Origin of the sequence: Microcystis sp. M109S1, assembly GCF_020247025.1 — a bacterium.
Taxonomy (GTDB): Bacteria; Cyanobacteriota; Cyanobacteriia; order Cyanobacteriales; family Microcystaceae; genus Microcystis.
Map to the genome: position 1 here is coordinate 1 of NZ_JADBRW010000045.1, position 7,533 is coordinate 7,533.

General features: G+C 41.8%; 8 protein-coding genes and 1 pseudogene. 3 read left to right on the forward strand and 6 right to left on the reverse strand.

The features are described 5' to 3' along the window. Nucleotides 1-434, reverse strand: a pseudogene (locus IM322_RS01810) (hypothetical protein); the annotation flags it as partial. 216 nt (nucleotides 435-650) lie between these two features. On the opposite strand from IM322_RS01810, the gene IM322_RS01815 reads away from it, so the two are divergent. Beyond that, on the forward strand, nucleotides 651-1,655 hold the full coding sequence (locus IM322_RS01815; RefSeq protein ID WP_287676008.1) for a helix-turn-helix domain-containing protein: 1,005 nt from the start codon (nucleotides 651-653) through the stop codon (nucleotides 1,653-1,655). 116 nt (nucleotides 1,656-1,771) lie between these two features. Here the strand turns inward: IM322_RS01815 and IM322_RS01820 are convergent, their stop codons facing one another. From IM322_RS01820 to IM322_RS01830, 3 genes are all read right to left on the reverse strand, one after another. Beyond that, nucleotides 1,772-2,386 (reverse strand): Uma2 family endonuclease, encoded by a 615-nt coding sequence (locus IM322_RS01820; RefSeq protein WP_286825275.1) that lies wholly within the window; start codon nucleotides 2,384-2,386, stop codon nucleotides 1,772-1,774. Nucleotides 2,387-2,631: 245 nt separating this feature from the next. After that, on the reverse strand, nucleotides 2,632-3,285 hold the full coding sequence (locus IM322_RS01825) for a HupE/UreJ family protein (protein ID WP_287676009.1): 654 nt from the start codon (nucleotides 3,283-3,285) through the stop codon (nucleotides 2,632-2,634). 14 nt (nucleotides 3,286-3,299) lie between these two features. Beyond that, nucleotides 3,300-4,226, reverse strand: coding sequence for a class I SAM-dependent methyltransferase (locus IM322_RS01830; RefSeq protein WP_287676010.1), 927 nt, complete (start codon nucleotides 4,224-4,226; stop codon nucleotides 3,300-3,302). Between the two features lie 202 nt (nucleotides 4,227-4,428). On the opposite strand from IM322_RS01830, the gene IM322_RS01835 reads away from it, so the two are divergent. Continuing rightward, a complete protein-coding gene (locus IM322_RS01835) occupies nucleotides 4,429-5,625 on the forward strand; it encodes a homocysteine biosynthesis protein (RefSeq protein WP_002795668.1) in 1,197 nt (398 codons plus the stop codon). Here the strand turns inward: IM322_RS01835 and IM322_RS01840 are convergent. Next, complete coding sequence (locus IM322_RS01840) at nucleotides 5,614-5,844, reverse strand: hypothetical protein (RefSeq protein WP_041803927.1); 231 nt, start codon at nucleotides 5,842-5,844, stop codon at nucleotides 5,614-5,616. The two genes, IM322_RS01835 and IM322_RS01840, sit on opposite strands and share 12 nt — an antisense overlap. An 86-nt stretch (nucleotides 5,845-5,930) precedes the next feature. Continuing rightward, nucleotides 5,931-7,193 (reverse strand): pentapeptide repeat-containing protein, encoded by a 1,263-nt coding sequence (locus tag IM322_RS01845; RefSeq protein WP_287676012.1) that lies wholly within the window; start codon nucleotides 7,191-7,193, stop codon nucleotides 5,931-5,933. Between the two features lie 91 nt (nucleotides 7,194-7,284). Here IM322_RS01845 and IM322_RS01850 point away from each other — a divergent pair. Further along, nucleotides 7,285-7,533, forward strand: a 249-nt coding sequence (locus tag IM322_RS01850; RefSeq protein WP_287713083.1) for a helix-turn-helix domain-containing protein, incomplete at its 3' end; no start/stop codon positions are given.

Consider the following 7,533-nt stretch of genomic DNA (forward strand, 5'->3'; position numbering starts at 1 on the left):
ATGGACGTGGAGGAAGGCATAAGACTACCGCTAAGGTAGCAGTATCCTTCCTGTGAAGCGTCAACCCCGTTCAGCGACCACCCTAAAAAAGTGGCGTGGTGAGGAATCGCCGTCCGTTTTACGGCGGCGAGGATGTCAAAGACATAACATAGTTTTCCCTGATAGATGTAGAAACCATGTTCACCAAAATATCCGCCGTGCGCCATCAGAACAGCCTGTAAGTCCCCTTTAGCTTTGGAGAAATCAATAGCTGCTTCGATCGCATAGAAACGAGTGCTAATATTAGGAGCAACAGCCTCGTAAATTTCTGATACCCCTGGATAATAGGTATAGCTAAATGTGGTATATTTTGGAGCATCAGAAAATGCCGGGGGACGTAATTGCGGAATTTCTCCACCCAATACCGCAGACCCAGAGCAATCTTCAAGGGGCATATATTGTTTAGCCATCGAAATCTCCTGAGTAATTGATAACGGAAAAAAGTGAGAGATTTAACTGGAATTACACTGATGGACAAAATTAACAAACCAACTCTGCTGTAACTCATACTACTCACTCCGCTATGCTAAGATGATCCAAAAAACGCAAGTTTTTAAATTGATGGGCAAAAAAAAAATGATTTCACTCAATAACCAAATAGTTATATATAGATGTTTATTTTTGACAATAAGACCAATATTTTCATTAATTCTCAGGAATTAACCTTTAAAAGTGAATATGTTTGTGACTTTTCTCGCTATTTTCAGAATCGAGAATTTCTCAACTTAGATGCTTTACAACTCAGTGGCGATTATTTTGAAGGGTATCTTTCAAGGATCATCACCAATGAAGTGATGTTAGAGTTAGCTCAACGTAATTGTTTAACGAATGTTGCAGGAGTAATCCATTCTCAAATGTGGGTTTTTGCGATTCCTCTTCAAGTGAATTCTGTCTTCTTCCAAAATTTGTACTCATTAGAAAATAACTATCTGGGGATTATGCCCCCTAAATCAGAAATTTCCGTTTTTCAACAGCCTTTTTCCAATCGTTTTCATCTTTACGTTAATGATAATTATCTGCAGCAATTGTGCCAAACTTTAGAGCTACCAGAAGCGAAAAAGTTTTTAAATGCTTCCGCTTCTTCTATTGTGATTTGCCCATCGGAAAAAATTCGTCATCTCCAACAATCTTGTCATCAACTTTATCAAATGCTATTTAATTTAAATCGCCAACAAATATCTGAGCAAAGAAAAGCATTAAGATTGAATTTTGTCAGTCAAAAATTAAAAGAAGAAATTGTCAAAGATTTTCTTTTGACTTTAGCAGTAACCAAAGATATTAAACCTCCTAAAAACACTATCAGACGCACCTCTATCCTCAAAAAAGCCGAAGAAATGATGAGAAAAAATCTGCGTTCTGATCTTACTATTCCAACGATTTGTCAAGAACTAGAAGTAAGTCAACGCACCTTAGAATATATATTTAAAGACTTCTATCAAATGTCTCCTTACAATTATTTTAAATTGCTTCGTCTTAATGCTTTACATCAATCTCTTAACCAAAATAATCAGACAAAATTAATTCATGAAATTGCTGAAGAATTAGGTTTTTTTCACCGAGGATATCTGGCATCTGATTATAAAAAACTGTTTGGTTACTTCCCCTCTGAAACCTAAAAAAGGGAAAAAGTACCTGAATTTTCCCCCCGATCACTCCAAGTACTGGCACTTTTTGATTTTCAAAAAGTCTAAAAGTCTTATCCAACAAGGTTTTTAGATTTATTCAGCAAGCTCTACATACTTAAGAAAATCTGATTGACAGTGAGATTTAATTCCGTGAAAGTCTGGGAGATCAGGCGATCGCTGTCTCGAAATTGTCGAATTTGATATTCTTCCTCAACTAAGCGACAAACAGAGATGGTCGGTTGTTTAGGAGTGCCGAGAAAATTACGCCCACCCAAGGCTGCATAATCAACAATCCAATATTCAGGAATACCCATTTCTTCATAATCAGCAAATTTTAAGTAGTAATCATCACGCCAGTTAGTCGATACCACTTCAATGATCAGAGGGATAGATGCACCATCCCTAAGGATTGATTCTTTTTTCCATAATTTTTCCTGAGCAAGATTTGTTCGATTTAGCACTAATACATCAGGAAAATAACCAGAATTTTTACCAGCAGGTCTGACAATCGCTTGGTTAGGAATTAAATAAGGAAGTCCTAGTCTATCAATTATTCCACTGAGTTTAACAGTTAAAAATCCTTTGATTTCTTCGTGTTCTCCTGCGGGTTGTGCCATTTCAATAATATTTCCATTGTGTAGCTCATAACGCAATCCAGAATTTTCAGGAAGCCAAAGGACGAATTCCTCGAAATTAACAGTTTTAGGTAAGGTTTGGCTCATAGCTGACAAAATAGCATTCTCTCTCTACTAACTTCCTTGGCTCTATTTTAGCTTGAATGTAAGGTGGGCATTTTCCACCTTACAAACTCTCTAGACAATCTGTGATCGCACTATCGAGGCTGCGCCCCTATATTGCACCTAGTGTGATTGGTAGGGGCGTATAGTGTACGCCCTTTCTTCGATCAGATTTGCTGATCACCATAACCTCAAGAGAGCCATTAATAATTAGCCCCATCGAGATTAATTTACTTAATTCCCACTAAAAAAGTTGTACCGATCGCCATAATTGCCAATCCGATTAACTTGCTAATTAGAGTTGCTTGCTTGGCTAATTTTTCCTTGATGACACTGCCAAGGAAAAAAGCACCAGATGCGATCGCTAATTGCATGACGGTAAAACCGATTAAATAGGCAACTAAAGCGGCAACCCGCGCCCCGATAATTGATTCTCCGTAGGCATAACCGTGGAAAATTCCCCCGATCATTGCCAAAGTTGCCAGGGCGATCGTATAGAGATTAGAATGAGTTTGTAAACCTTTTTTCAGGGTTAAAATCACGCCAAAAATCACCACGGAAAGGGCAATAATCCCTTCAGGAAAGAGTAAATTTATACCCTGTAAATGAATACCCGTCCCGATTAAAGTGGCAATCGCAAAAGCGATCGGAATTAATAAACCCTGTTCCATCCCCACAGCAATTAAACCACTAGCCACCACAAAAGCTAAATGATCTAAACCGATAACCGGGTGAGCTAAACCCGATAAAAATCCGTTCAAAAAATTATCGGGAGTTTGCCCTGCCATGGCATGATGGGCAAGGGTTTTGCTGGCAAAAATTAACAGGAAGATAGGGACAATAGTTAATATCTTTGTCCAACTTTGACGAAAAATTATCTTCATTGATTACCTCAAAATTATGATTCGGAAACCCGCGCAACAATCGCTCGATGTCGGGGACTGGTGGGGGTAATGATCGGTGGTTGAAACCCGGCTTCAACTAATGCCTGTTCGATATCGAGAGTAAAATATTGATCGAGATAGGGTTCGGTACTCTTGAGTAAGGTTAGGACATAAGGGGGCATTTTTCGATAAATTTCCGAGCGCGGATTCATATCCATTAGCGTCAAATAACCCCCCGATCGCAATAAACGACGCGCTTCGGCGAAAATTTCTCTAGTAGCCTGTTGGGGTAGTTCGTGGAACATTAAAAACGAAGATACCAGATCGTAGGACTGACTAGGTAATTGAGTTTTTTCTGCGGCTGCGTGTTGCCATTGAATCGTCTTTTGTTTTTGTTGAGCTTGGTATTGGGCAACGGCTAAATAGTAGGGAGAGAGATCTAAACCAGTTACCCGCGCTTGAGGATAAGTATCTTGCAGTGCGAAGCTGCTCATGCCGACACTACAGCCTAAATCGACAATATCGTTAATTTCTGCCTTGATTTGCTCCTTCAATATCCGGTGATATTCCCGTCGCAATCGCGGATCGCCGTCAATCCCCGCCCCGGGCCAGATGGTAGAATGGACAGCATAGGCGGCAGATTCTACCTCAAAAGCTGGCAACCAGTCTAAATTGCCCTTTTCGTAAGCGTGGAAAGAACAAACGTAGTATTCGGGATAGACGAGATCGGGATTTTCTATCGCTTGCAGTTCCCGACTCCAATCCCGTTGCTGCCATTGTTTGACGGTTTCTCGCCAAGGTACGCCTAGTTTTTCGGCTCTTTTAATCATCATATTGCGCGCCTGATAGCGAGCGATGTCAAAAAGCGGTTTTATGCCGAGAATACGGTTAACTAGACCAGAAACAGGATTAAAGGAGGCTGAAACGGGTGTAACTGTCATAGAAAAGCTTCGATCGTAAATTTTCCCTTTTTCATCTTATAACAGTGATCAGTGATCAGTAATCAGTAATCAGTGAAAAGACAGCACTGTTACGGCCATTTAATACTGCTCAGTTAATACCACTCACTGAAAACTCAAATCTGATTACTGTTTACTGACAACAGCAAAAAGCTCCCTAACCCCCATCTTGCCAATTTTTATTATGAGAACAATCGCTGAAATCAACGACAAAATCGCTAAAAAAACGGCTGTAGTCTGGACAGTAGAGGAATTAAAAAGCCGCGTTACCGAGATGGGAATTAAGGAGGTTTTTTCCCAAGTAGATGTGGTTTGTACGGGAACTTTTGAACCGATGGAATCTTCGGGGGCAATTATTAATTTAGGTCAGACGGATCCGCCGATAAAAATTCGTCAATGTTGGTTAGATGGGATTCCTGCTTATGCCGGTTTTGGGGCGGTGGATTTATATTTAGGAGCCAGTGCTATTAGTGATCTAGCGGCCAAAAATGAGAATTTAGAGGGAGAAAATCCCGAAAGGGGTGGCGGACATATTATTGAGGATTTAATCGCTGGAAAATCGATTCAATTGCGCGCTGTCGGCCAGGCCACCGATTGTTATCCTCGCACTTCTTTTGAAACGATTATTTCTAAGGAGACTATCAATCAATTTTATCTTTTTAATCCTCGCAATCTCTACCAGAATTTTATCGTCGGAGTCAATGGGGGAGAGCGGACTTTATATACTTATTTAGGACCACTACAGCCGAGATTAGGTAATGCAGTTTATTCTAACCCAGGGGCAATTTCTCCCCTGTTAAATGACCCCGATTTAGAGGCTATAGGCATCGGTACGCGCCTTTTTTTAGGAGGAGGAATCGGTTATATTGCCTGGGAAGGAACCCAACATTTTCCCCTGCAAAAACGCCTACAAAATCGAACTCCTATTGGACCGGCTTCCACCTTAGCCTTAATTGGTGATGCTAAACAAATGAATGCTCGCTGGGTGCGGGGTTGTTATTTCAAAAATTATGGGGCTTCTTTAATGTTAGGGGTAGCAGTACCAATTCCAATTTTAAGCGAGGAAATAGTTCGACATTGTGCGGTAAAAGATGAGGAAATTGTCGCTCCAGTGGTGGATTTTTCTATTCCCCGGCGAGTCCGTCCTACCTTTGGTTTAATCACCTACGCTAAACTAAAAAGCGGTCGGATTATGATCGAGGGAAAAAGTGTTAGGGTGGCTCCTTTGGCAAGTATTTCCTTGGCCCGGGAAGCCGCTTTAGAATTAAAAGCACTAATCGAATCGGGAGAATTTACCCTCACAGAACCCGTGGCAAAAATTAATCTAGAGCGGACTTTTATACCCCAGGATCGTTGGGGTGGAAAATTATCAATTGAGTGAGGAGTTAAAGGATTGTGTGCAGGTGGCACAACTACAATTAAGATGACGTAAAATCGGATTTTCTTCGCCGGTTGTCTTGCCGATAATCATGTCACCTAAGTTCTCGGTGTTGAAACTAGGATGAAAGGACTCTGGGGCAGCTTGTACGGAGTTAGTGGTAACTAATAGGGCTAATAAACTAGCGGAAGCAGTGGCAAGAATAAAGACTTTTTGATTCATAAATTTGTGGGAATTATTGGCCATTAATACCGATGATTATAGCACTGCCCTTACCGATGAGGAGATATTCTAATTAGGGTTTTTCGTTAACGGCCCAAAAGATTGGCAATATCACCACATCCTCCCGGAATGGTTGCGCGCGACTTTTCCCCACACCAACGACAACAATAGTGACGTTGTTCCTCGCTCATGTTTTTCACCCCGGTAAAATTGACATTTTCTACCACTGCTCCCGTGTGTTCTCCAGTGTCATAATTGGGGGGAATGGTACGACTGCGGGGGGTAGCATTTTCTAGGGAACCATAAAATAAACGCATCCCTTTCATATCTGCCCCTCTTAAACTAGCTTCGTAGAGAATTGTCCGCGATAAATTTGCTTTCACCAAATCGCTATAACTTAAATCGGCCCGCACCATATTCGCTTCGCTTAAATCCGTCCAGCGCAAATCCTGCCCAGAAATGTCTGACCCCGCTAACATTACCCCCAATTGTACTACTCTTGTACCGAACTCTCGATCCTCCGCATAACCCCCTTCCCCGTCTAGAATCGGTCTGCCTAGATAACGATCTCGTTTAATCGGTGATAATAGCCGCGATTGACTCAAAAAACGCAGTATTTTCGCTTTTCCAGAGGCATCGACACTGCTGAGGATGGAAGCGGTGCGACCTTCTGCGATCGCTCTTTCCTGGGGCCAATCTTCTAAAAATCCCTCCTCATCCAAGGCTAGATCGGAAATCCCTTGAAAATAGGAATCGATCGTCTGTTGTTGGGTAATGCGATTTTGTTGTATGGTTAAATCCTTAGAAATAACGTACTGTTCCCAGGCCACATAGACCGCTAACACGGCGATCATAATCTGTCCCAAGGCCCCCACCCACTCGGCCCAGGAACCAAACTCATCGTATTTAAAACTCTCTAACCATCGCAATATTCGCCCGTAAACTCCTAAATATTTCCCTAATGCTGCCAGAGCAGCTATAAAAACTATAAAGGCAAAAACCGTCTGACGTTCAGAGGGGGTGAGATAATGGGCGATCCACTGGCGAATAGAGGGCAAAATTACCTGTAAAGATATTAATATCGCTACTATCGCCCCAGAAAAGCCTAACCAGTCCCAGCTAAAGACCAGGCCGATGGTCATCACCATCAGGGGGGCCAGTAGTAACCCCGCGTTACCCGGTCGAAGATCTTTTAATAGTAGGATGCGCTGACGCACAGGATTACGGGAAGATAAAGAGGAGACGTATTCGGAGGCATCGGGGGGCGATAAACTGGTTTTACCGTTATTTTCCGGGTTATCAGCCCTATTTTCCGAAGCGAGTTTTTCTGGGTCTTTGCGATCGCTCATCGAAAATTTTGGGTCTGAAACCCCGTCGTTCTACGACGGCTTTACTGTTAAATATTAACACATTTACGAAATATATGCTAAAATGCTCCCCATGGAAAAAGCCTATTGGTTTCGATTTTACCCCACACCCGAACAAGAGTCGCTATTGCGGCGCACCTTGGGCTGTGTAAGATTAGTTTACAATAAAGCTCTCCACGAACGAACACAAGCATGGTACGAAAAGCAAGAAAGAGTAGGATATGCTCAAACTTCTTCAATGCTAACCGATTGGAAAAAGCAAGAAGAATTAGACTTTTTAAACGAAGTTAGTTGTGTACCTTTACAACAAGGGTTAAGACAT

Bases quoted from the DNA above. Each gene is read 5' to 3' on its own strand.
- IM322_RS01815 (WP_287676008.1), top strand. From the start codon at position 651: ATGTTTATTTTTGACAATAAGACCAATATTTTCATTAATTCTCAGGAA.
- IM322_RS01820 (WP_286825275.1), bottom strand. From the start codon at position 2,386: ATGAGCCAAACCTTACCTAAAACTGTTAATTTCGAGGAATTCGTCCTT.
- IM322_RS01825 (WP_287676009.1), bottom strand. From the start codon at position 3,285: ATGAAGATAATTTTTCGTCAAAGTTGGACAAAGATATTAACTATTGTC.
- IM322_RS01830 (WP_287676010.1), bottom strand. From the start codon at position 4,226: ATGACAGTTACACCCGTTTCAGCCTCCTTTAATCCTGTTTCTGGTCTA.
- IM322_RS01835 (WP_002795668.1), top strand. From the start codon at position 4,429: ATGAGAACAATCGCTGAAATCAACGACAAAATCGCTAAAAAAACGGCT.
- IM322_RS01840 (WP_041803927.1), bottom strand. From the start codon at position 5,844: ATGAATCAAAAAGTCTTTATTCTTGCCACTGCTTCCGCTAGTTTATTA.
- IM322_RS01845 (WP_287676012.1), bottom strand. From the start codon at position 7,193: ATGAGCGATCGCAAAGACCCAGAAAAACTCGCTTCGGAAAATAGGGCT.